Source organism: Corynebacterium auris (assembly GCF_030408575.1).
Taxonomy (GTDB): Bacteria; Actinomycetota; Actinomycetes; order Mycobacteriales; family Mycobacteriaceae; genus Corynebacterium; species Corynebacterium auris.
Genome location: NZ_CP047047.1, coordinates 2269557 through 2292705, shown reverse-complemented (window position 1 = coordinate 2292705; position 23149 = coordinate 2269557). Strand labels below are relative to the sequence as shown.

The following is a 23149-nucleotide window of genomic DNA, read 5'->3' as shown; positions in this document are numbered from 1 at the left end:
GTTTTTTGTGTTGTGTTTGTTGTTCAAGGGCGTACGGTGGATGCCTTGGCATGCTGAGCCGATGAAGGACGTGTGAGGCTGCGTTAAGCCTCGGGGAGTTGCCAACTGAGCGTTGATCCGAGGATGTCCGAATGGGGAAACCTGGCACCGGTTGTGTGGTGTTACCCGCAGGTGAATTCATAGTCTGTGTGGGGGTTGACGCGGGGAAGTGAAACATCTCAGTACCCGTAGGAGAAGAAAACAAGTGTGATTCCGTTAGTAGTGGCGAGCGAAGGCGGATGAGGCTAAACCATGTGTGTGTGATACCTGGCAGGGGTTGCGCATGTGGGGTTGTGGGGATGCATGGGCAGGCACTGTCATGTCTGCGCGTTTGTGTGTGTGTTAGCGGAAGTTGCCTGGGATGGTGCGCCGTAGTGGGTGAGAGCCCCTGTACGTGAAGGCATGCATGGAGGCGTTTTGTGTTTCCCGAGTAGCAGCGGGCTCGTGGAATCTGTTGTGAATCTGCCGGGACCACCCGGTAAGCCTAAATACTCAGTGTGACCGATAGTGGATAGTACCGTGAGGGAATGGTGAAAAGTACCCCGGGAGGGGAGTGAAATAGTTCCTGAAACCGTGCGCTTACAATCCGTCAGAGCATCTCTTGTGTGTGATGGCGTGCCTTTTGAAGAATGAGCCTGCGAGTCAGCGGCATGTCGCGAGGTTAACCCGTTGGTGGGGTAGTCGTAGCGAAAGCGAATCCTCATGGGGTGTTGTTAGTGGCATGTCCTGGACCCGAAGCGGGGTGATCTACCCATGGCCAGTGTGAAGCAGCTGTAAGAGGTTGTGGAGGCGCGAACCCACTTAGGTTGAAAACTGAGGGGATGAGTTGTGGGTAGGGGTGAAAGGCCAATCAAACTCCGTGATAGCTGGTTCTCCCCGAAATGCATTTAGGTGCAGCGTCATGTTAGCTTGCCGGAGGTAGAGCTACTGGTTGGTTGAGCGGGACTATCATCTTAGCAATGTCAGCCAAACTCCGAATGCCGGTGAAGTGGTGCATGGCAGTGAGACTGTGGGGGATAAGCTTCATAGTCGAGAGGGAAACAGCCCAGATCGCCGGTTAAGGCCCCTAAGGGTGTACTAAGTGGAAAAGGATGTGGGATCGCGAAGACAGCCAGGAGGTTGGCTTAGAAGCAGCCATCCTTGAAAGAGTGCGTAATAGCTCACTGGTCGAGTGGTTCCGCGCCGACAATTCAGTGGGGCTCAAGTACACCGCCGAAGCCGCGGCAGGCACACCTTGTGGTGTGTTTGGGTAGGGGAGCGTCGTGCATGGGGTGAAGCAGTACCGTAAGGGGTTGTGGACTGTGTGCGAGTGAGAATGCAGGCATGAGTAACGAGTGGTAAGTGAGAATCTTATCCGCCGGATGACTAAGGGTTCCTGGGTCAAGTTCGTCTTCCCAGGGTGAGTCGGGTCCTAAGGCGAGGCCGACAGGCGTAGTCGATGGTTAACGGGTTGATATTCCCGTACCCGTGTATACGCGCCCAAGTGCGAGGCGGTGATACTAACCATGTTGCGCTGTACTATTTACACGGCCTTTGGTTGTGTGTGGTGTGGTGTGATGTGGGGCCTGATCCGTAGTAGTGCAGTGATGGGGTGACGCAGGAAGGTAGCCACGCCGTTTAATGGATTGCGGTGTAAGCGTGTGGCACGGGCCTTTGTGAAATGCGGGGCCCTTTATGTGTGAGGCGTGATGCGTAGCCCCTGGTGGGTGATGGTGGTGATCCTATGCTGTCGAGAAAAGCCTCTAGCGAGTGTGTACACGGCCCGTACCCGAAACCGACACAGGTAGTCAGGTAGAGAATACTAAGGCGGTCGGGTGAACTGTGGTTAAGGAACTCGGCAAATTACCCCCGTAACTTCGGGAGAAGGGGGACCATGTGCGGTGCGCTGCTTGTACGGTGGTGGTGCTGTGTGTGGTCGCAGAGAATAGAGGGGAGCGACTGTTTATCAAAAACACAGGTCCATGCGAAGACTTCACGTTGATGTATATGGACTGACGCCTGCCCGGTGCTGGAAGGTTAAGAGGACCTGTTAGGCCGTTTCTGGTCGAAGCGGAGAATTTAAGCCCCAGTAAACGGCGGTGGTAACTATAACCATCCTAAGGTAGCGAAATTCCTTGTCGGGTAAGTTCCGACCTGCACGAATGGCGTAACGACTCCCCTACTGTCTCAACCACAGGCCCGGTGAAATTGCAGTACGAGTAAAGATGCTCGTTTCGCGCGGCAGGACGAAAAGACCCCGGGACCTTCACTATAGCTTGGTATTGGTGTTCGGTGCGGTTTGTGTAGGATAGGTGGGAGACTGTGAAGCGGCTACGCTAGTGGTTGTGGAGTCGTTGTTGAAATACCACTCTGACCGTAGTGGATACCTTAACCTTGGCCCATGATCTGGGTTGGGGACAGTGCCTGGTGGGTAGTTTAACTGGGGCGGTTGCCTCCCAAAGAGTAACGGAGGCGCCCAAAGGTTCCCTCAGCCTGGTTGGCAATCAGGTGGCGAGTGTAAGTGCACAAGGGAGCTTGACTGCGAGACTGACTAGTCGAGCAGGGACGAAAGTCGGGACTAGTGATCCGGCACCTACTTGTGGATGTGGTGTCGCTCAACGGATAAAAGGTACCCCGGGGATAACAGGCTGATCTTCCCCAAGAGTCCATATCGACGGGATGGTTTGGCACCTCGATGTCGGCTCGTCGCATCCTGGGGCTGGAGTAGGTCCCAAGGGTTGGGCTGTTCGCCCATTAAAGCGGCACGCGAGCTGGGTTCAGAACGTCGTGAGACAGTTCGGTCTCTATCCGCCGCGCGCGTTGAAACTTGAAGAAGGCTGTCCCTAGTACGAGAGGACCGGGACGGACGTACCTCTGGTGTGCCAGTTGTTCCGCCAGGAGCACGGCTGGTTGGCTACGTACGGAAGGGATAACCGCTGAAAGCATCTAAGCGGGAAGCCTGTTTTAAGATGAGGTTTCATTCGAGGTTCCCCACAGACGATGGGGTTGATAGGCCGGATCTGGACACGCAGCAATGCGCGAAGGTGACCGGTACTAATACACCAAAAACCAACACAACCCAAACAAAAAAAACACGACGAACCGTGCACGCGTCCACTATGCAGTATCTGACACACCACCCCTATACGCACGCACGCCAACAAAAAACACATCATGGTGTTCATAGAGTCCCACGACTGTGTCGGTGGTTGATGGCGGCGGGGAAACGCCCGGACCCATTCCGAACCCGGAAGCTAAGCCCGCCCGCGCTGATGGTACTGCCCCCGGGAGGGGGTGGGAGAGTAAGTTACCGCCGACCCAACAACTTCACAAAAACACAAGGCAGCGGAAAACCCCAACCGGGTGAACGCTGCCTTTTGTTGTGTCTCACCCCGCGTAGCCGGGTGTCGACACGCTAACGTTTTCACCTGAGAGCGGGTCGGTAAAAGAAAGGCCCACCGCGCACAGAAGCATCGGTGCGGAAAAGTCCTCCTCACCGAAACCACGCACCGTGGGGTACACACCGTCATTGACAATCGGCGCGCCGGCGGCATGCATCTGCACCCGCAACTGGTGCGTCTTTCCCGTGACCGGTTCAAGCTCGTACCGGGCCGCGGCTTCTCCCCACAAGGGAGCCGCCGGAAGAGGGCTGACGTCGCGGACGATGGTTAGCGCGTTTACCGGAGCACCTTCGACAATCCGCGCGGCGATGTCCCCGTGTTCTTTTGCGATGTGGTGTTCCCATCGTGCTGGCGGACGTAGCCCGGTGTCAGCGCCGATAGCCTCGTAGACTTTGCGGACGCTGCGGCGGGCGAACATGTCCTGGTACGCTCCGCGAATTTCGCGCCGCTTGGTAAAAAGCAGTAGCCCGGCGGTCAATCTGTCGAGGCGGTGAGCCGGCGCGAGCTCTTCGTTCCCCGTCGCGCGCCGGAGCCGAACAGTCGCCGTCTCGGTGATGTGGGCCGCGCGCGGCATCGTGGCCATAAACGGGGGCTTGCGCACAATGAGGACGTTCTCGTCCTCGTGGACGGTCTCAATCTCGAAGGGGACCGGGGTCTCGGGGGCTGGCCGGCGGTAAAAAAAGATGTCGGTTCCCGGGGCGAGGAGGGTGTCGGGGGCGAGCGGGGTGCCGTCGCGAAGCACTACCTCGCCGTCGTGGAAGCGTTGGAGCACCGCTTTGGCGTTGTCACGCGGGTGGCGGTGGCGCTGCTGCTCGATGACTCGGCAAAGGAAATCGTAGGCGGTCGCGGGTTCGGGCAGGCGGGCGCGCGAGGCCCCGAGCCCACCCCGCGGGGGTAGCGGGGGTTCGTTTTTGCGTTTTCTGCGCGCCATAGGGTGTAGAGTCTAGCGCTATGGATTTTGCAGCACTGCTGGAACCTGTGATCAGGTTCTTCTCCGAAGGCATCGGCAAGGTCATCGCCGACGCAGCCCGCTTCCTCTACGCCATTTTCTACCCCGCCAACGCCGAGGCGGCCCACCCAGTGCCCATACCGGAGTAACCCGGCCCAACGGCCCACCGGGTCTCGCTCGCACGCTAAAGTTGAGGTATACGTAGCGGACCGGTTTTCGCCGGTCGACGATCCGGAAAGGGCTCACTATGACCAAGGAAGATATCGTCGTCGTCGCCGTTGACGGCAGTCCCGCCTCCGAGGCCGCGGTGCGCTGGGCGGCCAACACCGCCCACAAGCGGGACATCCCCCTGCGGTTGGCCGCGAGCTACACCATGCCCCAGTTCCTCTATGCCGAGGGCATGGTCCCGCCGCAAGAGCTTTTCGACGACCTACAGCGCGAAACGGTGGACACCGTCGACGCTGCCCGCGACATTGCGCTCGAGGTGGCCCCCGAGCTGAGGATCGGCCACGCGGTGGCCGAGGGATCGCCCATCGACATGCTCCTGGAGATGTCCAAGGAGGCCACCATGATCGTCATGGGCTCCCGCGGCCTCGGCGGGCTGTCGGGGATGGTGCTGGGCTCCGTCTCGGGAGCCGTGGTCTCCCACGCGCATTGCCCGGTCGTCGTCGTCCGTGAGGACAGCGCGGTGACAGAGGAGAACAAGTACGGCCCCGTCGTCGTCGGCGTCGACGGATCCGACGTGTCAAAGGAGGCCACCGAGGTCGCCTTCCAGGAGGCCCAAGCCCGTGGTGCCGAGCTTATTGCGGTGCACACGTGGATGGACACGCAGGTGCAGGGCCCGGGCGCTGGCTTCACCGTCACGGACGACTACTGGGAGGAAGTGCAGAAGGAAAAGGCGGAGGTGCTCGAGGGCTACCTCGCTGACGGTCGCGAGGCCCACCCCGACGTGAAGGTGCGGACGATCATCGCCCGCGACCGGCCGGTGCGTGCCCTCACGGAGGCGGCGCAGGCGGCGCAGCTGCTGGTCACCGGCTCTCATGGGCGCGGCGGTTTCAAGGGCATGCTGCTCGGCTCCACCTCGCGCGCGCTGCTGCAGGCGGCGCCGTGCCCGATGATGGTGGTGCGCCCGGCCGACTAATCCGGCGTACTGTTGCACAATCGTTGTGGCGCGGGCGCGGTGTTATCAGCACAATGGATGTGTAAGAACATTTGCATAGATGAAGGGATAACACCATGACCCCCACCCTCGGCATTATCGGCTGGATCGTGATCGGCGGCCTGGCCGGCTGGATCGGCTCCAAGATTATGGGCCGTGACGCCTCGATGGGCCTGCTCGCGAACATCGTCGTCGGCATCATCGGCGGCCTCCTCGGCGGCTGGCTGCTGAGCCTGTTCGGCGTCGACGTAGCCGGCGGCGGCCTCTTCTTCAGCTTCCTGACGTGCCTGTTGGGCGCGGTGGTGCTGCTGTGGCTGGTCAACGCGATGGCCGGGCGCAGTCGATAGCGCCCAGCCCACGAGGCCCACGAGGGGCCTCGGTACCTGCGGGTGCCGGGGCCCCTTTTGCACAGGCGGCGCGGGGTGGTATAAACATACCGGTTTGTCTATATTGTAGTGAGACCCCGGACCACCTCGTGAGGGAGTGAACATTACCGTGGCTAACCCCAGCGTGACCAAGAAGAAGCCCGCAGGTTCGCGCCGCCGCAACCGCCCGAGCCCGCGGCAGAGGCTTCTCGACGCCGCCAGCAAGCTCTTCACCGAAGAAGGCATCCGCGTCATCGGCATTGACCGGATCCTCCGCGAGGCGGACGTCGCCAAGGCCTCGCTGTACTCTCTGCTCGGCTCCAAGGACAACCTGGTCGTTGCCTACCTGGAGCGCGTCGACGAGGAATACCGCCAGCGCTGGGAGGCCAGGGCGGCGGAGCGCGCGGACATTGACGAGAAGATCCTCGCGTTCTTCGATCTCGCCATCGAGGAGGAACCGGGCAAGGACTTCCGCGGGTCGCCCTTCCTCAACGCCGCCAACGAGTACCCCCGCCCCGAAACCGAGTCTGAGGAGCGGATCGTGGCCACCTGCCTGAACCACAGGGCGTGGATGCGTACCACCATGTCGGAGCTGCTGCGCCGCAAGAACGGCTACGATTCCGAGGGGGAGGCGGACCAGCTTCTTATCTTCCTCGACGGCGGGCTCGCCGGAGCGCGCTTCCTGCGCGACGTCGCCCCGCTGGAAACCGCGCGGGAGCTGGCGGTGGACCTGCTTGGCGAGCCGCCGGCGGATTACTCCATCTGATCGGCGGGCTTTTCCGCCGCCGCGCGGTCGCGGCGCGTCGCCTCCCTGCGCGCCTCGTTGCGCTTGCGGGCCAGCTCCTTCTTCTCCTGCTTCGCGTCCGCTTTCGTGCGTTTTTCCTCCGCCTTCTCGGCGCGGATCTCGCGGCGGACCGAGGCAATCGTCGAGGGCCGAGCCAGGGACTTCAGGCGGCGGCTGCGGCGAGAACGCTTCGTGCTCCGAGTGGCCGCGCGCTGCTCGTTGAGCGCCACGCGGGAGGCCGCGATGTGCTCGCGGACATCGTCGCCGAGCGGGTGGACCCTAACGACGAGCCACCACAACACGATCGTCTGCCCCAGCGTCCACAGGTTGCCGGTGAACCAGTACAGCAGTAGGGCCACGGGCACGAGGCCGGTCATTCCGGCGATGCCGATCATGAGCGGCACGAAGGGGACCACGAGCCAGATCAGCCTGTAGATGCGGCGGGCGGTGGGGTCGTTCCACTCCAGGGTAGAGCGGGTGCGCAGCTGGGAGACCACCATGTTGAAGGTGGTGAAGAACAGGGCGCAGGCGAGCATGGGGATGGCGACCGACTGGACGTCGTCAAGCGATGTGCCGAGGTGGGCGAACTGCTCGGGCGACATCGACATGTAGGCGGGAAGCGGGACGCCGAAGAACTCAGCCTCCTGGAAGGAGGCGACGTCCTCGGGGGTGAGCAGGCCGAGGGAGTGGCCCTGCGCGCGGTCGGGGAGAGCCATCCATAGCAGAAGGCGGTACAGGCCCAGGAAGAAGGGCAGCTGGATGAGCACCGGAAGGCAGCCTGCGAAGGGGTTGTAGCGGTGTTCCTTGTGCACCTCGCGCTTCGCCTGCTCGTGCTTGCGCACGCCCTCGGGGGTGGTGTCGGCACCGTACTGCTCGTCGAGCGCCGCCAGTTTGGGGCGCATGATGACGATGACGCGGCTGGTCCGGTAGCTCATCCAGGTCAAAGGCGCGATCAGGGCGCGGATGGTGACCACGAGCAGGATGACCGAGGCCACCCACGCCCCGGAGCTGGGGAAGCCGAGCACGGTGCCCAACAGCCAGTGCCAGAGCTTCATCACCGCCGACACCGGGTAGACGAAGGCATCGATCATGCTCGAACCACCTGTTCCTCTGAGGCTTCCACCGCGTTAATGTTAGGCCATGAGTACTGCCCGGCCCAGACCACACCCGCGCCCGGCACCGAGCCAGGTCGTCGGTGAGATTTTGCTGACGCTGGGCGTGCTGCTGCTTCTTTTCGCGTTCTACGAAGCGTTCTGGACCAACCTGCACTCGCGGGGCCTGCAAAACGACGCCCAAGAGGCCCTCGATCAGCAGTGGGTCAACCCGCGCACCACCTCGTCGCCCCAGCTTGGCGACGCGTTCGCCCGCATGTACATCCCGGCCTTCGGCACTGACTACCGCTTCGCCATCATCGAGGGCGTCGACGAGGAGGAGCTCCTCGCCGGGCCGGGCCGCTACCCGGACACGCAGATGCCGGGGCAGCCGGGAAACTTCGCGGTGGCGGGCCACCGGGTGGGCAAGGGCGCCCCCTTCAACGACCTCGGCCGCCTGCGCGCCTGCGACGCCATCGTGGTGGAAACCCAGACGCAGTGGGTCACCTACCGCGTCATGCCGCTCTCCGCCGACCCCCTCGAGCGGGCGGCGGAGGCGGCGCCCTGCATGCCCACCGAGACGGCCCAGCGCGTCGCCGCGGGGGACTACGGGCACGTGGCCGGGCGCCACATCACCCTGCCGGCGGACGTGGGCGTGCTCAACCCGCTGCCGGGCTCGGGCAGCAACGAGCTCGTCCCGGGGCTCGAGGCGGTGATGACGCTGACGACGTGCCACCCCCAGTTCTCCAACGCGGAGCGCATGATCATCCACGCCGTGCAGACGGACGTGGCGGACAAGTCGGCGGGCATGCCCGACGCGATGACGGAGGTGTCCTAGATGTACACGTGGTTCTGGCACGCGCTGCCCGGTCGGCCCTGGCTGAAGGGGCTGCTGGTTGCCCTCCTCCTGGTGGCGGTGTTCTTCCTGCTCATGGAGGTCATCTTCCCCTGGGTCTCCTCGCAGATGCCCTATAACGACGTGGTGGTCTAGCCCCAGCGCGGCGGCGGGGCGACCCAGGCGCAGAGGGCGTCGAGAAGCTCGTCGGGGTCGTCGGCGAGCACGAGGGACTCCCGGTCCTCGCGGCGGATGAAGCCCTCGGCGACCATGTGGTCGACCAGGGCCACGAAGGGGGCCCAGAAACGCGCCCCGAGCAGGCCGATCGGGGTGCGGTGCAGGCCGAGCTGCTGCCCGGCCCACTCGGCGAAGAGCTCGTCGAGGGTGCCGGTGCCGCCCGGCAGGGCAACCACGGCGTCGCTCAGCTCGCTCATCCGCTCCTTGCGCCGCGCCATCGTGTCCACGAGCTCGAGGCGGGTCAGTCCCTCGAACCGCAGCTCGTAGCTGGCCAGGTGCCGGGTGAGCACGCCTATCGACTCCCCGCCGGCCTCCATCGCCGACAGGGCGACGCGCCCCATCACGCCCAGGCGGCTGCCGCCGTAGACGAGGGTGACGCCGCGCCGGGCGAGCGCAGCCCCGAAGCGGCTGGCCAGTTCGAGGTTTTCGGGGTTGGTCCCCGGGTTCGCGCCGGCGTAAACGGCCACCGCCCGGAGCCGGCGCGGCACAAGCGCCGGGAAAACCGCCCGCGCGAGCGGCGCGAGTTCGTGCGCCCCGGGGCGGGCCGGGTGGATCCACGCCAACTCGGCGCCACAGGTTGAGCTCGGCGCGGCGGGGTCCGCAGCGGGGCCGGTGTGCTCGTAGACGCTGGCGCGCACCGCGTGGCCGGGGTGCCCGGGAGCGCGGGCGGTGAAGGCGCCCAGCGGGGTGAGCTCGCGGGGGTCAAGCCGCAGCCCGGTGCCGCGCTTGGCGGCGCGCAGGGCGGCGCGCAGCGGGGTTTCGCCCGGCTCGATTGCCTCCGCGGGCAGCTCGAACAGGGGGCTCGGGGCGCGGCGCACGCACAGCACCGCCCCGGCGGGATCTCGCAGCACGGCGGCGGCGACGTTGCGCTCGCCCATTACAGCCCCAGGGTGGCGATGACCTGCTCGGCCACCGTCTGTGCCTTGACGGACTCGTTCTGGTTGGTCCACACGCTCACCGCCACCGGGCCCTTCGCCACGGCGTAGAGCGCCCCGACGGCGCCCGGCAGGACCCCGCCGCCGGCGCGGCCGCCGTTCCAGCCGGGGGGCTGGTCGGCCGGGTCGGTGACCTCGATCGGGGCGGCCCAGTCGACCACCGCCATCGCCTCCTCCGGGCTGGGCATGTGGCGCACCAGGACTGTCAGCTGAGGCTCGTCCGGGTAGGACCAGAACACGCAGGCCGGGGGGTCGAAGCGCGGGTCCGTGCCAATGTCGGTGACCCGCTGCCCGTTGGCCTCCTCCACCCAGGCCGTGTCCAGGTAGGGGCACTCGGCGGCGGAGCCGCGCTCGGCGACGGGTGCGGCGTTTGGCGGCGGCCCCGTTTGCTCGTCCTGCGCGGCCGGTGCGTCGCTGGGCGCCGGCTCGTTTGGCGCCGGCTCGTTTGGCGCCGGCTCGTCCTGCGCCGGCTCCCCGGCGCACCCGGCCAGCAGCAGGGACGCCGCGAACACGGTGGGTAGGGTAATGCGCATGAATCCCAGACTAGCGCCGCCGGGCGAGCCCTCCCCGGAGGTGCCCGACAACAAGGCCCTCGACATCGGCATTACGGTGCTGAGCCTGACGCTGCTGCTGATTTCGCTCGGCGCGCTGATCAACATGCCGCTGGACCTCGCGCTGCTGCACATCGTGCTCGTCTCGGTGTTCTCCTTCCTCCTGTTCTACGGGATGGTGGAGATGCACCGCTGGGGCCACCTCGGCCGCTCCCTGTGGCTGACGTCTCTGACCGTGCTGTGGGTCGCCGACTCGCTTTTCACGCCCGTGGCCGTCTACTGGGTGTTCATCCTCTTCTTCGTCTACCTGCGCGCCTTCAACAACTGGGTGGGATTGGTGTGGGTCGCCTTGGGCCTGGGCATCTCCATCGGTATCCAGCTGCCGGACGGGGTGACGCTCGGCGGGATCATCGGCCCGGTGCTCTCCGCCCTTGTGGTGGTGGCCTCCAACTACGCCTTCACCACCATCGCCCGTGTGAGCAAGGAGCGCGAGCAGCTTATCGACGAGCTCCTGGCCACCCGGAGGCAGCTCGCGGACACGGAGCGCGCGGCCGGGATCTCCCAGGAGCGCGAGCGCCTCGCCCACGAGATCCACGACACGGTGGCGCAGGGGCTGTCCAGCATCCAAATGCTGCTGCACGCCGCCGAGCGCGACCTGGAGGCGACGGGGCTGACGGCACAGGAGCGTGAGTCCCCGCAGCGACGGATGGAGACGGCGCGCAGGGCGGCGTCGAATAGCCTCGCGGAGACGAGGGCGATGATCGCCGCGCTCGCGCCCGCGCCGCTGAAGGAGACCTCGCTCGGGGAGGCACTCAACCGCATCGCGGCGGACTTCTCGCAGGCCGGCGGCATGCGCATCGAGGTGGCGACGGACGGCGAAGTCGCGCAGCTGCCGATGCGCACCGAGGCCGGGCTGCTGCGCATCGCCCAGGGAGCCGTGTCGAACGCGGTGCAGCACTCGGGGGCGAGCCGCGTCCGGGTGACCCTGACGTACAACCCGGGCGAGGTGCGCCTGGACGTGGTTGACAACGGGCGTGGCTTTGACGTCGCGGCGCAGGGGCAGACGCCGACCGGAATGGGGCACCTCGGGCTGGACGCTATGCGCACCCGGGCCGAGGAGCTGGGCGGGCACCTGGAGGTCGAATCCGCCCCCGGCGGGCCGACGGCCGTTTCCGTCGCGCTTCCGGGTACCATCATCCAAAAGGAGGATGAAACATGATTCGTGTTCTGCTCGCTGACGACCACGAGATTGTCCGGCTTGGGCTGCGCGCCGTGCTGGAGGAGGCCGAGGACATCATGGTCGTCGGTGAGGTGGCCACCGCGGAGGGGGCGATTTCCACGGCGCAGGCAGGGGGAATCGACGTGATCCTCATGGACCTGCGCTTCGGCGCCGGGCCGGAGGGAAACCGCGTGACCACGGGCGCCGAAGCGACCGCCGAGATCCGCCGCTCCATGGCACACCCGCCGAAGGTGCTGGTGGTGACCAATTACGACACCGACGCCGACATCCTCGGGGCCATCGAGGCCGGGGCCGTGGGCTACCTGCTCAAGGACGCCCCGCCCGAGGAGCTCCTCGCTGCCGTGCGTTCCAGCGCGAAGGGCGACACCGCGATGAGCCCCGGGGTGAAAAACCGCCTGGAAACGCGCGACCGCACCCCGCGCACCTCCCTGACCCCGCGCGAGCTCGAAGTGCTCCAGCTCGTGGCGGGTGGGGCATCGAACCGCGAGATCGGCCGGGAGCTCATGCTTTCCGAGGCGACGGTGAAATCACACCTCGTCCACATCTACGACAAGCTGGGGGTGCGCTCCCGCACCTCCGCCGTGGCCTCGGCGCGGGAGCAGGGCGTGCTCTAAGTCGCGCTAGCCGCGGATCTTCTCCTGAACCTCGGTGGCGACGGTGTCGATCTCCGCGCCGATGGAGTTGTGGGCAAGGCGCTGCTGCTCCGCGTTGAGGTGCTCGGCGTTGCGCACGGCGAGGGCGAGCTCGTCGAGGCGCACCTCGAGGTCCTTGCGGTAGCTGGAGCTCAGCTCGTCGCTCGCGGAGGCCTCGTCGCGGATCGCCTCCACGCGCGCCTTCAGCTCCGCGCCGCGGCCCGAGTAACGGGCCAGGTCCTGCGTGCTCAGGCCCAGCGAGCTCGCGCGGTTGTGGATGCGCCGCTGCTGCGCCGCGGTAATCGCGCGGTAGGCCAGCGGGATAAGCACCGGAATGAGCACGCGCGCCGCGCCGACCCAGTTCTGGGCCTTCTTCTTGGTGATGCCGGACTGCTCAATGCGCTTCAGGTGGGCCTCCGCAAGCTGCTTTTCGTGCTTACGCTTGCGCTTGAGGCCTTTCTTCTCCTCCTTCAGCAGGCGCTTTTCCGCCTTGTCCAGCAGCTCGGCCGTGCGGCGGTCGTTCTTCGCCTCCTCCTTTGCGGCCTGGCGGGCGCGCGCCTGCGCGGCTTTGATCTCGGCCTTCGTCTTGGCGCGGGACTTGCGGATCGTCTCGATGACTCCCATGGCTACTCCTCTAACTCGAGTGTGGTGCTATTTGTCTACAGCTTTTGCAGCACCACCTTACCTGTGCCGAGGCGATAGGCTTGGCAGAGTTGTGAGCACCCCTGCTGATTTTCCCCATCTGGTACGCGCCTCCGACCTCGTCGGCTGCCGCTACCGGCTTGGCCAGCGCCTGGCCCACCCGGACGTGCCCCAGCCGCCCGAGGCGCTCGCGCGCCAGCCCCAGGTCGACGCCGCGCGCGCGGCCGTATTCGCCGCGTTGCCGGTCAAGCGCGCGCTCGGCGATGGCAGCGCGCGGCGTTTTCTGCGCGTGGACATGGACCCGGCCTTCCCCGCCGCCTCCGAGGGGGAGACGGCCGAGGCGCTCGCGGCGGGCGCCGACGTCATCACCAACGCCGTTCTCACCGGGGAAGTCGCGGGCGTAGGGCTCGTCGCGGAGGTCGACGTCCTGGCCCGCACCCCGGGCGGGTACATGCCGGTGATCATTTCCAACCACAGGGTCGCCCGCGCAGCGGACGTGCCGCCCGGCCAGGGCATGCCGTTTATCCCGACGGGCCGCCTCAGCCTCGGCCGCCCGGTGGAGGCGGCCGCGCGCCCGCGCCACCACACCGTCGATGGCTACCGGTTGGCGCTCGCCCACCTGCTGTTGGGCCAGCGGTCCGCAGGTACCGCCGCGGTGATCGGCCAGGACCGCGCGCGCGCCTACCTCGCCGATCCAGGCCGCTACGTCGCACCGCTTCTCGACGCCCTCGCGGCGCCCATCCCCACCGAACCCCGCCGCCTGAAGCAGTGCGCCTCCTGCCGCTTCTGGCCGCTGTGCGAGCCGCGGCTGCGCGAGCTCGACGACATCTCGCTGCTCTTGCCCGGCGGGCGCGCCGACACCTACCGGGCGCGGGGCATTGACACGGTGCAGGCGCTCATCGACGCCGACCTGGGCGAGGCCTCCCGCCTCGCGCGGGCCTGGCGCGAGGGGATCCCCGTGCTCAAGCGGGGCGGCGCCCCGCCGGTGCCGCGCGCCGATGTCGAGGTGGACGTGGACATGGAGGCCTACCTGGACCAGGGCGCGTATCTGTGGGGTGCCTTCGACGGCGAGACCTACCGCCCCTTCGCCGTGTGGGAGGACGTCGGCGGGGCCGCCGAGGAGGCGAACTTCGCGGAGTTTTGGTCCTGGCTGATGGGGGTGCGCGCCGCCGCCCACGCCGCGGGCAAGAGTTTTCGCGCCTACTGCTACGCCGCCGGCGGGGAGAACCACTGGCTGCGCCTGTCCGCCCGGCGCTTCGCCTCGGTGCCGCGCAGCCAGGTGCATGACTTCATCGCCTCGGAGGAGTGGGTGGACGTCTTCGCCTACGCCAAGCGCCACCTGGTGGGCACGGAGGGGCTGGGGCTGAAGGTGCTCGGCCCCGTCGCGGGGTTCGAGTGGGAGGACGACGACGTCGACGGTGAGCGTTCCGTCGCGCTGCGGCTCGCGGCACGACGCGGTGATACGCAGGCGCGGGCGATGCTCCTGCGCTACAACGAGGACGACTGCCGCGGTACGCGCGCCGTGCGCGATTTCCTGACCGCGGGCGCGCCGGGCGTGCCGGAGCTCTAGCCGGTCCGGCGCCTGGAGGCGGCGGCCAGGGCCGCGGCAACGGCGACGAGGAGGGCGAGCAGGCCGCCCAGCAGGGCGGTGAACCCGGCCCAGGGCAGGGCCTCGAACGCCGCCCCGGTGGCGGCGCCCACGATGGAGGAGCCCATGTAGTAGCAGAAGACGTAGAGCGAAGAAGCCTCCGCGCGATCCTTGTCGGGGATGCGGCCAACCCACCCGGAGGCGGTGGAGTGCATGGCGAAGAAGCTCGCGGTGAATACCAGCATCCCGGCGAGGGCGACCCCCAGGTTGCCGCTGGCCGCAACGAGCACGCCCGCGAGCATGAGCGCGGCGGAAACAAGCACCACGCGACCGCGTCCGAAGCGCCCCACGTAGGCGCCGGCGCGGGCGGAGGACCAGGTGCCGGAGAGGTACATGAGGAACACCAGGCCGGCGAGGGCGGGCGGCAGCCCGAAGTGGTCGATGGCCCGGTAGCCGAAATAGTTGTACAGGGAGACGAACACGCCCATGCCCACGAAGGCGGTGGCGTAGAGCGCGAGCAGGCGCGGGTTGGCCGCGTGGCGGGCGATGGCGCGCAGCTCCGCGCCGGGCCGGAGGCTCGTTTTGGGCACGAAGCGGCGCTGCCGGGGCAAAAGCGCGCAGGCTGCGATCGCAAGCCCGAAGGCGAAGACGGCGTTGGCTGCAAGCGCCCAGCGCCAGGAGGCGAACTCCAAAGCGGCGGCCGGGATGAGGCGCCCGCTCAGCCCACCGAGCGTCGAACCGGAGACGTAGAGGCCCATTGCACCGGCGAGGTCGCGCTCGTCGAGTTCCTCGGACAGCCACGCCATGACGGTGGCGGGGGTGCCGGCGATGAGCGCGCCCTGCAGGGCGCGCAGCGCGATGAGCTGCTCCGCGCTCTGGGCCAGCGGCAGGGCGAGGCCGAGGCCGGTGGCGCTCAGGGAGGAAAGGATGATGATCCGCCCGCGCCCGCACTTTTCCGAAAGGATGGAAAACGGCACCACGAACACGGCGAGGGCCCCCGTCGTGGCGGAAACCGTCAGCGCCGCGGTGGACGGGGGCACGTCGAGCTCCGCGGAGAGCACGGGCAGCAGCGCCTGAGTGGCGTACATGGAGTTGAAAACGGCAAGCCCGACGGCGAGCATCGCCAGCTGGGCGCGGCGAAACGGCGCGGTGTGTTTGCGTAAGCCTGCTGCGGGCTCGGCTGCGGGATCGGTCGTCGGCATCGTCGGCTCCCCGGGAAACGCGAAAAGCGGGGCCCCTCTTTCGGGAGGGGCCCCGCCCGTCGTGGTGCTTACTTGGAGGCGGCGGCGAGGCGCTCGTTGACGTCATCCCAGTTGACGACGTTCCAGAAGGCCTTGGCGTAGTCCGCCTTCACGTTCTTGTACTGCAGGTAGTACGCGTGCTCCCACATGTCGAGCATGAGCAGCGGGGTGAAGTCGACGGAGATGTTGCCCTGCTGGTCCGTCAGCTGCTGGATGATGAGGCGGTCGGCGACGTGGTCGTAGCCGAGCACGGCCCAGCCGGAGCCCTGCAGCGAGGTGGCCACGCCCTCGAACTGCGCCTGGAACTTCTCGAAGGAGCCGAAGTCGCGGTCGATGGCGGTGGCGATCTCGCCGGTCGGGGCGCCGCCGGCGTTCGGTGCCATGTTCTTCCAGAAGATGGAGTGGTTGGTGTGGCCACCCAGGTTGAAGGCCAGGTTCTTGGTCAAAGCGCGCAGCTTGTCCGGGTTGGCCTCGCCGTTGCGCTCGGCCTCGAGGGCCTCGAGGGCGGCGTTGGCGCCCTTCACGTACGTTGCGTGGTGCTTGTCGTGGTGGAGCTCCATGATCTCGGCCGAGATGTGGGGCTCAAGAGCGTCGTAAGCGTAGGGGAGATCGGGAAGAGTGTACACAGCCATGTTTTTTCTACCGTCCTTTCATGAAGATGTTGTGACGTGGGCCCCATGATAGACAGTTTTGCCGCGCCTGCAATGACCCTCGGGAGGGAACAAACAGCGCCGGCCTGGCGTTGGAAAACGCATGGGATTTCTTTTCGGACGCACGCCGGAACTTATCGACGACGACCGCGCCCTGCCCGGCCGCAGCCAGCCGGTCCTGGCCAACCCGCGCCCCCACGCCGTGCTGGGGACCCCGCTCACGGGCCCCTGGCGCGAGGGGCAGAAGCGCCTGCTCGTGGGGCTGGGCTGCTTCTGGGGGGCGGAAAAGCTCTTCTGGCAGATGGACGGCGTGGAGTCGACGTCTGTGGGCTACGGCGGTGGGGTGACGCCGAACCCGACGTACCGTGAGGTCTGCTCCGGCTCCACCAACCACGTCGAGCTGGTCGAGGTGGTTTACGACCCGGAGCGGATCAGCCTGAAGGACCTGGTCCGCGCCGCCCTCGAGGCCCACGACCCGACCCAGGGCTTCCGGCAGGGCAACGACGTGGGCACCCAGTACCGCTCGGCGTTCTACACCGACACCGAAGCGGAGGCCGAACAGATCCGCGAGTGGGTCGCGGAGTACGGCCGCCAGCTTTCCGAGGCCGGGTTCGGCGCCATCACCACCGAGGTCCGCTCCGGGGTGGACTACTACCTGGCCGAGGACGAGCACCAGCAGTACCTCCACAAGGTGCCGAACGGCTACTGCCCGCACCACTCGACGGGTGTCGCCTGCGGGATCTGACGTTTCCCCGCCCCAGATACTTTCGTGCCGCTAAGGTGAAGGGAACCTGGCAGGGACGAAAGGAAGGCAACGCAGATGAACTACGCAGCTCAGCCGCCGGTTCTGGTGGTGACGGGCGCGGCCTCCGGGATCGGTTTGGAGACCGCCCGGCAGTGGGTGCGCGAAGGCGGGCAGGCGGTCCTGCTTGACGTCGATAGTGAAAAGCTCGATCAGGCGCAGGCGGAGCTCGGCGAGCGCGCGTGGAGCGTGCGCACCGACGTCGGCGACGCCGCCTCGGTGGACCAGGCGTTCGCGCAGGTGGCCGAGCGCCACGGTGGAATCGACGCGCTGGTTAACTCCGCGGGCGGGACGCGCCCGCGGCCGACGGCCGAGATGTCGGACGAGGACTGGGGCGCGGTGATCGACATCCACCTCAGCGGCACCATGCGCGCCTGCCGTGCCGCCCACCCCCTGCTCAAAGAGGCGGGCGGGGCGGTGGTGAACCTCTCCTCGGTCGCCGCGGTGCTGGGGATGCCGCAGCGAGCGAGCTACAACTCGGCCAAGCACGCGATCGTGGGGCTGACGAAGAGCCTGGCCACGGAGTGGGCGGCCGACGGGATCCGCGTCAACGCGGTCGGCCCGGGGTACGTGGAAACGCAGCTGACGCGCAGGCTTATCGAGGCGGGCTCCCTGGACCCGGCGCCGACGCTGGAGCGCACACCCCTGAAGCGCTGGGCGCAGACCGGGGAGATCGCGGACGGCATTATCTTCCTGCTCAGCAAGCGCGCCAGCTACATCACCGGCCACACGCTGATGATCGACGGAGGCCTGAGCATTGACGGATCGTGGTACGGCTGACATGAACGCTACGCAGACGTTTTCCCCGCGTGCCTTCGCCGGCAAGCGCGCGCTGATCACCGGCGCCGCCGGGGGGATCGGCGCGGCCTGCGCCGAGGTTCTCGCCGCGGCCGGAGCCGACCTGATTCTCGCGGACCTGCGGGACCCGGAGGTGTCCGGCGCCCGTACCTTCGGCGGGGACCTGACGGATCCGGGGGTCCGCGCCGACCTGGTCGCCCTCGTCGCGGAGGCGGGCGGCATCGACTTTTTCGTGCCTGCGGCCGGGATATACCCCGAGTCGCCCGTGACCGAGATGACCGACGAGGCGTGGGAGCGCGTCTTCGCGGTGAACCTCAGCGCCGTGTTCGCGCTTACCCGCGACGCGGCGGAGCACCTGCGCGACGGCGGGGCGGTGGTGAACTTTGGCTCGATCGCCGGCGCGCGCGGCAGCCGCAACCACAGCGCCTACGCCGCGACGAAGGGGGCGATCACCTCGTTCACCCGCAGTATCGCGCTGGAGTTCGCCGGGCGTGGGATCCGCGCCAACACGGTCGCGCCCGGGATCATCGAAACGGCCATGTCGGCGGACCTCGTTGCGGCGAGCGGAAAGGCCCTGCTCGGCAACACCCCGCTGGGCAGGTTCGGCACGGCGCGGGAGGTCGCGGAGGTCGTGGCCTTCCTCTGCTCGGACGCGGCGTCCTTTATTACTGGAGAGGTGGTCCACGTCAACGGCGGTTTGCACATGGGATGATGAACCCATGAGCATGCTGGTGAAGGTCCTCGAGCACGCGCAACGGGGAAAAACGGTGCCCCGGGAGGTATTCGCGGCCCTTTCCCCGGACGAGCAGGAGGCCGTGCGGGCCTTCGAGAACAACCGGCGCAGCGAGTTCGGGTGGCGCTCCATCACGCTGTCGCTGCTGCGCACGGCGACGGACCTATCCCGCGGCCGCGACCCCATGCAGGTGCTCGAGGAGCTGGTGCACAGCAGTCGGCAGATCATGCACTCGGACGTCGCCTACATCAGCGTCAACGACGAGGCCACGGCCACGACCTCAGTGTTTATGACCTCCGGGGTGGTCACCGACAAGTTCCGCAACATCCGGATCCCCTTCGGGGTCGGCGTCCTGGGCAACGTGGCGGCGAAGCGGAAGGCCTCGTGGACCCACGACCACGGAAAGGACCCCGAGGTCACCCACGTGCCGGAGGTGGACGAGGCGGTCCGGGCGGAGGGGATCCGCGGGATCCTCGGCGCCCCGCTGACGCATAACGGCGCCGTGGTCGGCGCGCTCATGGTGGGCGACCGCCGCCCCCGCTTTTACACCGCCGACGAGATCGTCGTGCTGGATTCGCTGGCGTCGCTCGCCTCGGTCGCCTTTGAAACCTCGCAGCTGATCGAGGACCTAGAGAAAGCGGTTGCCACCCTGCAGCAGGCGCAGGAGCAGAGCGAGAGGCAGATTAGGCAGCTTGAGGCCCTCTCGGAGGCCGACGCCAAGCTTATGGACGCGCTGACCAACGGCGCCCAGCTCCACCGGGTGCACGAGGTGATTACCGAGGCGCTGGGCTGCCGGGCGTGGTTCTGGCGCGACCGCGAGCTGGTGCTGCCCGCGCCCGGCGCCGCCGAGGACGCGATGCGCGAGCTGATCGCGGTATCGGAGGCCGAAGGGGGCATTGCCACGGGGAAAGGGATGTCGGCGCTGGCCATTTCAGTGAATCAGCGCTACCTCGGGGCGATCTGCCTCGACTGCGTGGTCGACGCCTCGCAGGCGCGGATTCTGCACCGCGCCTCGCTCACGTTTGCCGCGATCGTCCTCTTCCGCGAGGCGCTGGTCGCCGCGGAGAGCCGCCAGGCCACCGACCTCGTGCGCAAGATCTTCGCCGGGACGGTCACGGACGAGGACGTGGCGCGCCTGAAAAGGATGACGGGGCTGGACCTGAGGGAGGATAAGAGCCTGTACGTTGTCGTCGTTAAGCCTGGCAAACGGCCGCTGAGCGCGGTGACCCTCGACCGCCTGCTGGCGGAGCGCGGCCTCATCTTCGAGCACGGCGACCACATGTGCGCGGTGCTGCGCGCCCCGGCCGGGCCCGACAAGGCCCTCGGTCCGATCCTGGCGCTGGCGGAGGAGGAAAAGAGCGAGGTCTTCGCCGGGGCCGTTCGTCTGCCGGAGGATCTGGGGGACCTGGTGGGAGCGCACGCGCAGGCGGAGTCTCTGGCGGCGGGGATGCGCAGCCTCGACCTGGCGAACCGGGTGGCCACCCTCACCACGTTCGGCGCGCTGGGTCTGCTGCTCAATGCGGGGGGCGCGACCATCGACGCGATTATCGACGACACAATCGGGCCGCTTCTGCGTTACGACGCCCAGAACCACACCGAGCTGGCGCGCACGGCGGAGCAGTTCTTCGACAACGGGCGCAACATCGGCGCAACGGCGAAAGCGCTGTTTATCCACGAGAACACGGTGCGCCAACGGGTCGACAGGATCGCGAGCATTCTCGGTGCCGGGTGGAACACGGGGCCGCACGCCTTCGACATCCACCTGGCGCTCCGGGCGTGGCGCATCCGCGGCGATGATGTTTGATGTGGGAAACTATATGTCGGCCGGGCGATAGTAGGGATATCCACACTGCGTAACCCTTGTCATAGGATTACGCGAAAGTAACCTAAGTCTCACGCTGTCATCCCCTCGGCAGAAAGTGAGATCCCGATGTCTAGCGCTTTGCGGGCCCCCAGCGCCCACGACCAGGCAGACAAGTCGACGCTCCGCCGCGCCGTCACCGGCTCCATGGCCGGCACCATCATCGAGTGGTACGAGTTCTTCATCTACGGCACCGCTGCTGCCCTCGTCTTCAGCGTGACGTTCTTTCCCGGCGGGGACAACCCGCTCGACGCGGTCATCGCCGCCTTTTTGACCTACGCCATCGGGTTCATCGCGCGACCGCTGGGCGGCTTCGTCTTTGGCCAGCTCGGTGACCGTTTCGGCCGCAAGAAGCTGCTGCAGGTCTCGCTCATCATGATCGGCGTGGCGACCTTCCTCATGGGCTGCCTGCCAGACTTCAGCGTCTGGGGCTACTGGGCGCCGATCGCGCTGGCCACCCTGCGCTTCATCCAGGGCTTTGCCGTGGGCGGCGAGTGGGGCGGGGCCATCCTGCTTGTCGGCGAGCACAGCCCGCCGGAGCAGCGCGGCTTCTGGGCGTCCTTCCCCCAGGCCGCGGCCTGTGTGGGCAACGTGCTGGCCAGCATTGTTCTTCTCAGCGCGAATATTCTGCTGCCGGAGGAGGACTTCTTGAGCTGGGGCTGGCGCGTCGCCTTCTGGCTCTCGGCCGTCGTGGTCTTCATCGGCTACTACATCCGCAAGAAGGTCGAGGACGCCCCGATTTTCAAGGAGGCCCTGAAGCGTCAGGAGGACAACGCCCACGCCTCCTCCGGTCTGCGCGCCGTGATCACCCAGTACCCCAAGGAGCTTTTGGTGGCCACGGCGGTGCGCGTCGGCGAGAACGCGATGTACTACCTCATCATCGCGTTCACCCTGACGTACCTGACCATCTTTGACACGATGAGCAGGCAGGACGTGCTGCTGATCATGTTCATCGCCAACATCATCCAGTTCTTCGCCATGATCTACGGCGGCTACCTGTCCGACCGGATCGGCCGGCGCAAGACCTACCTCCTCGGAGGCCTCCTCTCGCTCATCTGGGCGCCCTTCTACTTCCCCCTTCTCAACACCGGGGATTTCACCATCATCCTCTTGGCTGTGGTCTTCGGTCTCGTGGCGCAGTCCTTCATGTACGGCCCCGAGGGCGCGCTGTTCGGCGAGCTCTTCCCCACCCGTGCCCGCTACTCCGGCATCTCCGCCGCGTACCAGATGGGCTCCATCCTCGGCGGCTCCCTCGCGCCGATCCTCGCCACCTACCTGTGGGGTGCTTTCGACAGCTGGGTTCCCATCGCGATCTACCTCGTGGCCATCCTGATCTTCTCCGTGTTCAGCCTGATTGTCGGGGTGAGGGAGACCCGCGGGGCGCGGCTCGAGGAGATCGACGCCGAGGACTACCGCAAGCACATCAACAGCGCCGAAGTGGCTACTGACGAAACTCTGAAAGTGAGGACTCATTAATGTCGGTTCAGACGAAACCTGCCCGCACCATCCAGGGCGCCGTTCTGGAAAACCCGGGGGCGCAGCGCCCCTATGCGGAATCGAAGCCCATCGTGGTCTCCGAGCTGGAGCTTGCCGCCCCCGAGGAGGACGAGCTGCTCGTGCGCATCACCGCGGCCGGCGTGTGCCACTCGGACCTGTCGGTGGTGAACAACGACCGCCCGCGTCCGGTGCCGATGGTCCTGGGCCACGAGGCCACGGGCGTGATTGAGCAGGTGGGCCCCGACGTCGAGGACCTCGCCGTGGGTGACACGGTTGTCATGACGTTCCTCCCGCGCTGCGGGCACTGCGCCGGCTGCCGCTCCGAGGGCAAGATCCCCTGCGAGAACGGTTCCAAGGCCAACGAGGCGGGCACGCTCCTCAGCGGCGGGCGGCGCCTGAGCAGGGACGGCGAGGTTGTCCAGCACCACATCGGCGTCTCCGGCTTTGCCACCCACGCCGTCGTCTCGCGCCGCTCGGTCGTGCCCGTTGGCAGCGACGTCCCGCCGGAGATCGCCGCGATTTTCGGGTGCGCGATCCTGACGGGCGGGGGCGCCGTGTTGAACGTCGCTAAGCCTGGCCCCGACGATGCGCTCGCTGTCGTCGGCCTGGGGGGCGTGGGCATGGCCGCGATCATCACCGCCGCCGCGGTGGGGGTCAAGGAGATCATCGGCATTGACCTGCAGGAAGGCAAGCGCGAGCAGGCCCTCGAGCTGGGCGCCACTGAGGTCATGTCCCCGGAGGAGGCGGAAGCCTCCGGCAGGCGCTTCGCGGCCGTCGTCGAAGCGGCCGGCCACCCGGCGGCCCTGAAGACAGCGTGGGAGGTCACCGCCCCCGGCGGAGTGACCTGCACCGTGGGCCTGCCCGCGCCGGGCGGCGAACTCAGCGTGGACCCCCTGAAGATCACCACGGAGGCCCGCCACTTGGTCGGCAGCTACCTCGGCTCCGCGGTGCCCAGCGTGGATATTCCCAAGTACGAAAAACTCTGGCGCGAAGGCAAGCTCAACGCCGAAGGCCTTATTTCCTCGCGCATCGAGCTCACCGACATTAACGAAGCGATGGACCGCCTGCAGGACGCGAGCGTCCTGCGCCAGATCATCCTCTTCCCTAACCCCTCCGACGAGGGAGACAAGGAGTAAACAC

22 protein-coding genes and 2 rRNA genes are annotated in these 23149 nt (G+C 66.8%); 17 read left to right on the top strand and 7 right to left on the bottom strand.

Annotation, left to right across the window (positions count from 1 at the left end; all coding sequences use genetic code 11):
• Window positions 1-12: 12 nt before the first annotated feature.
• Together CAURIS_RS10875 and rrf are read left to right on the top strand one after the other, a co-directional pair.
• Window positions 13-3096 (top strand): 23S ribosomal RNA (locus CAURIS_RS10875).
• A gap of 123 nt (window positions 3097-3219) precedes the next feature.
• A 5S ribosomal RNA gene (gene rrf / locus CAURIS_RS10870) occupies window positions 3220-3337 on the top strand.
• A 68-nt stretch (window positions 3338-3405) separates the two neighbouring features.
• On the opposite strand, the gene CAURIS_RS10865 is transcribed toward rrf, so the two are convergent.
• A complete protein-coding gene (locus tag CAURIS_RS10865) occupies window positions 3406-4350 on the bottom strand; it encodes a pseudouridine synthase (RefSeq protein ID WP_290342086.1) in 945 nt (314 codons plus the stop codon).
• Window positions 4351-4370: 20 nt separating this feature from the next.
• Here CAURIS_RS10865 and CAURIS_RS10860 point away from each other — a divergent pair, with 20 nt between their 5' ends.
• The 4 genes from CAURIS_RS10860 to CAURIS_RS10845 all read left to right on the top strand — a co-directional run bounded on the left by CAURIS_RS10860 (window position 4371) and on the right by CAURIS_RS10845 (window position 6658).
• Window positions 4371-4517: a hypothetical protein gene (locus CAURIS_RS10860; RefSeq protein WP_290342085.1), complete on the top strand. Its 147-nt coding sequence runs from the start codon at window positions 4371-4373 to the stop codon at window positions 4515-4517.
• Between the two features lie 98 nt (window positions 4518-4615).
• Window positions 4616-5509, top strand: a complete 894-nt coding sequence (locus CAURIS_RS10855) for a universal stress protein (RefSeq protein ID WP_290342084.1) — start codon at window positions 4616-4618, stop codon at window positions 5507-5509.
• Between the two features lie 95 nt (window positions 5510-5604).
• Window positions 5605-5874, top strand: a complete 270-nt coding sequence (locus tag CAURIS_RS10850) for a GlsB/YeaQ/YmgE family stress response membrane protein (protein ID WP_290342083.1) — start codon at window positions 5605-5607, stop codon at window positions 5872-5874.
• 148 nt (window positions 5875-6022) lie between these two features.
• Window positions 6023-6658, top strand: coding sequence for a TetR/AcrR family transcriptional regulator (locus CAURIS_RS10845; RefSeq protein WP_290342082.1), 636 nt, complete (start codon window positions 6023-6025; stop codon window positions 6656-6658).
• Here the strand turns inward: CAURIS_RS10845 and yidC are convergent.
• Window positions 6646-7767: a membrane protein insertase YidC gene (gene yidC / locus CAURIS_RS10840; protein WP_290342080.1), complete on the bottom strand. Its 1122-nt coding sequence runs from the start codon at window positions 7765-7767 to the stop codon at window positions 6646-6648. The genes CAURIS_RS10845 and yidC overlap by 13 nt on opposite strands.
• Window positions 7768-7816: 49 nt before the next feature.
• On the opposite strand from yidC, the gene CAURIS_RS10835 reads away from it, so the two are divergent.
• Both CAURIS_RS10835 and CAURIS_RS10830 read left to right on the top strand, forming a co-directional pair.
• Complete coding sequence (locus tag CAURIS_RS10835) at window positions 7817-8605, top strand: class E sortase (protein WP_290342079.1); 789 nt, start codon at window positions 7817-7819, stop codon at window positions 8603-8605.
• Window positions 8606-8758, top strand: coding sequence for a hypothetical protein (locus CAURIS_RS10830; RefSeq protein WP_290342077.1), 153 nt, complete (start codon window positions 8606-8608; stop codon window positions 8756-8758).
• On the opposite strand, the gene CAURIS_RS10825 is transcribed toward CAURIS_RS10830, so the two are convergent.
• Together CAURIS_RS10825 and CAURIS_RS10820 are read right to left on the bottom strand one after the other, a co-directional pair.
• Window positions 8755-9717: a TIGR00730 family Rossman fold protein gene (locus CAURIS_RS10825; protein WP_290342076.1), complete on the bottom strand. Its 963-nt coding sequence runs from the start codon at window positions 9715-9717 to the stop codon at window positions 8755-8757. The two genes, CAURIS_RS10830 and CAURIS_RS10825, sit on opposite strands and share 4 nt — an antisense overlap.
• Window positions 9717-10307 carry a DUF2020 domain-containing protein gene (locus CAURIS_RS10820; protein WP_290342074.1) on the bottom strand — a complete coding sequence of 197 codons (591 nt, stop codon included), beginning with the start codon at window positions 10305-10307 and terminating at the stop codon, window positions 9717-9719. Before CAURIS_RS10820 ends, CAURIS_RS10825 begins: the two co-directional genes overlap by 1 nt.
• Here CAURIS_RS10820 and CAURIS_RS10815 point away from each other — a divergent pair.
• The gene (locus CAURIS_RS10815; RefSeq protein WP_290342073.1) at window positions 10306-11544 is read left to right on the top strand and encodes a sensor histidine kinase; all 1239 of its coding nucleotides are present in this window, start codon (window positions 10306-10308) and stop codon (window positions 11542-11544) included. The genes CAURIS_RS10820 and CAURIS_RS10815 overlap by 2 nt on opposite strands.
• A complete protein-coding gene (locus CAURIS_RS10810) occupies window positions 11541-12179 on the top strand; it encodes a response regulator (RefSeq protein ID WP_290342072.1) in 639 nt (212 codons plus the stop codon). Before CAURIS_RS10815 ends, CAURIS_RS10810 begins: the two co-directional genes overlap by 4 nt.
• 6 nt (window positions 12180-12185) lie before the next feature.
• On the opposite strand, the gene CAURIS_RS10805 is transcribed toward CAURIS_RS10810, so the two are convergent.
• Entirely contained in the window at window positions 12186-12821 is a 636-nt protein-coding gene (locus CAURIS_RS10805; RefSeq protein ID WP_290342071.1) for a DUF6474 family protein, read from the bottom strand.
• A gap of 91 nt (window positions 12822-12912) precedes the next feature.
• On the opposite strand from CAURIS_RS10805, the gene CAURIS_RS10800 reads away from it, so the two are divergent.
• Window positions 12913-14409: a TM0106 family RecB-like putative nuclease gene (locus CAURIS_RS10800; protein ID WP_290342070.1), complete on the top strand. Its 1497-nt coding sequence runs from the start codon at window positions 12913-12915 to the stop codon at window positions 14407-14409.
• Here CAURIS_RS10800 and CAURIS_RS10795 read toward each other — a convergent pair.
• Both CAURIS_RS10795 and CAURIS_RS10790 read right to left on the bottom strand, forming a co-directional pair.
• Entirely contained in the window at window positions 14406-15629 is a 1224-nt protein-coding gene (locus CAURIS_RS10795; protein ID WP_290342068.1) for an MFS transporter, read from the bottom strand. The genes CAURIS_RS10800 and CAURIS_RS10795 overlap by 4 nt on opposite strands.
• Window positions 15630-15697: 68 nt before the next feature.
• Window positions 15698-16300: a superoxide dismutase gene (locus tag CAURIS_RS10790; protein ID WP_290342067.1), complete on the bottom strand. Its 603-nt coding sequence runs from the start codon at window positions 16298-16300 to the stop codon at window positions 15698-15700.
• A 121-nt stretch (window positions 16301-16421) separates the two neighbouring features.
• Here CAURIS_RS10790 and msrA point away from each other — a divergent pair, with 121 nt between their 5' ends.
• From msrA to CAURIS_RS10760, 6 genes are all read left to right on the top strand, one after another.
• Window positions 16422-17063, top strand: coding sequence for a peptide-methionine (S)-S-oxide reductase MsrA (msrA, locus tag CAURIS_RS10785; protein ID WP_290342065.1), 642 nt, complete (start codon window positions 16422-16424; stop codon window positions 17061-17063).
• 75 nt (window positions 17064-17138) lie between these two features.
• Complete coding sequence (locus CAURIS_RS10780) at window positions 17139-17900, top strand: SDR family NAD(P)-dependent oxidoreductase (RefSeq protein ID WP_290342064.1); 762 nt, start codon at window positions 17139-17141, stop codon at window positions 17898-17900.
• A gap of 1 nt (window position 17901) precedes the next feature.
• A complete protein-coding gene (locus CAURIS_RS10775; RefSeq protein ID WP_290342063.1) occupies window positions 17902-18630 on the top strand; it encodes an SDR family NAD(P)-dependent oxidoreductase in 729 nt (242 codons plus the stop codon).
• A gap of 7 nt (window positions 18631-18637) precedes the next feature.
• A complete protein-coding gene (locus CAURIS_RS10770) occupies window positions 18638-20455 on the top strand; it encodes a helix-turn-helix domain-containing protein (protein WP_290342062.1) in 1818 nt (605 codons plus the stop codon).
• A 126-nt stretch (window positions 20456-20581) separates the two neighbouring features.
• The gene (locus CAURIS_RS10765) at window positions 20582-21988 is read left to right on the top strand and encodes an MFS transporter (RefSeq protein ID WP_290342061.1); all 1407 of its coding nucleotides are present in this window, start codon (window positions 20582-20584) and stop codon (window positions 21986-21988) included.
• Window positions 21988-23145 (top strand): alcohol dehydrogenase catalytic domain-containing protein, encoded by a 1158-nt coding sequence (locus CAURIS_RS10760; RefSeq protein WP_290342060.1) that lies wholly within the window; start codon window positions 21988-21990, stop codon window positions 23143-23145. Before CAURIS_RS10765 ends, CAURIS_RS10760 begins: the two co-directional genes overlap by 1 nt.
• Window positions 23146-23149 lie beyond the last annotated feature (4 nt).

Excerpts from the sequence above, each read along its gene's own strand:
- CAURIS_RS10865 (WP_290342086.1), bottom strand. The coding sequence starts at position 4,350 with ATGGCGCGCAGAAAACGCAAAAACGAACCCCCGCTACCCCCGCGGGGT.
- CAURIS_RS10860 (WP_290342085.1), top strand. The coding sequence starts at position 4,371 with ATGGATTTTGCAGCACTGCTGGAACCTGTGATCAGGTTCTTCTCCGAA.
- CAURIS_RS10855 (WP_290342084.1), top strand. The coding sequence starts at position 4,616 with ATGACCAAGGAAGATATCGTCGTCGTCGCCGTTGACGGCAGTCCCGCC.
- CAURIS_RS10850 (WP_290342083.1), top strand. The coding sequence starts at position 5,605 with ATGACCCCCACCCTCGGCATTATCGGCTGGATCGTGATCGGCGGCCTG.
- yidC (WP_290342080.1), bottom strand. The coding sequence starts at position 7,767 with ATGATCGATGCCTTCGTCTACCCGGTGTCGGCGGTGATGAAGCTCTGG.
- CAURIS_RS10835 (WP_290342079.1), top strand. The coding sequence starts at position 7,817 with ATGAGTACTGCCCGGCCCAGACCACACCCGCGCCCGGCACCGAGCCAG.
- CAURIS_RS10830 (WP_290342077.1), top strand. The coding sequence starts at position 8,606 with ATGTACACGTGGTTCTGGCACGCGCTGCCCGGTCGGCCCTGGCTGAAG.
- CAURIS_RS10825 (WP_290342076.1), bottom strand. The coding sequence starts at position 9,717 with ATGGGCGAGCGCAACGTCGCCGCCGCCGTGCTGCGAGATCCCGCCGGG.
- CAURIS_RS10815 (WP_290342073.1), top strand. The coding sequence starts at position 10,306 with ATGAATCCCAGACTAGCGCCGCCGGGCGAGCCCTCCCCGGAGGTGCCC.
- CAURIS_RS10820 (WP_290342074.1), bottom strand. The coding sequence starts at position 10,307 with ATGCGCATTACCCTACCCACCGTGTTCGCGGCGTCCCTGCTGCTGGCC.
- CAURIS_RS10810 (WP_290342072.1), top strand. The coding sequence starts at position 11,541 with ATGATTCGTGTTCTGCTCGCTGACGACCACGAGATTGTCCGGCTTGGG.
- CAURIS_RS10805 (WP_290342071.1), bottom strand. The coding sequence starts at position 12,821 with ATGGGAGTCATCGAGACGATCCGCAAGTCCCGCGCCAAGACGAAGGCC.
- CAURIS_RS10795 (WP_290342068.1), bottom strand. The coding sequence starts at position 15,629 with ATGCCGACGACCGATCCCGCAGCCGAGCCCGCAGCAGGCTTACGCAAA.
- CAURIS_RS10790 (WP_290342067.1), bottom strand. The coding sequence starts at position 16,300 with ATGGCTGTGTACACTCTTCCCGATCTCCCCTACGCTTACGACGCTCTT.
- msrA (WP_290342065.1), top strand. The coding sequence starts at position 16,422 with ATGGGATTTCTTTTCGGACGCACGCCGGAACTTATCGACGACGACCGC.
- CAURIS_RS10780 (WP_290342064.1), top strand. The coding sequence starts at position 17,139 with ATGAACTACGCAGCTCAGCCGCCGGTTCTGGTGGTGACGGGCGCGGCC.
- CAURIS_RS10775 (WP_290342063.1), top strand. The coding sequence starts at position 17,902 with ATGAACGCTACGCAGACGTTTTCCCCGCGTGCCTTCGCCGGCAAGCGC.
- CAURIS_RS10770 (WP_290342062.1), top strand. The coding sequence starts at position 18,638 with ATGAGCATGCTGGTGAAGGTCCTCGAGCACGCGCAACGGGGAAAAACG.
- CAURIS_RS10765 (WP_290342061.1), top strand. The coding sequence starts at position 20,582 with ATGTCTAGCGCTTTGCGGGCCCCCAGCGCCCACGACCAGGCAGACAAG.
- CAURIS_RS10760 (WP_290342060.1), top strand. The coding sequence starts at position 21,988 with ATGTCGGTTCAGACGAAACCTGCCCGCACCATCCAGGGCGCCGTTCTG.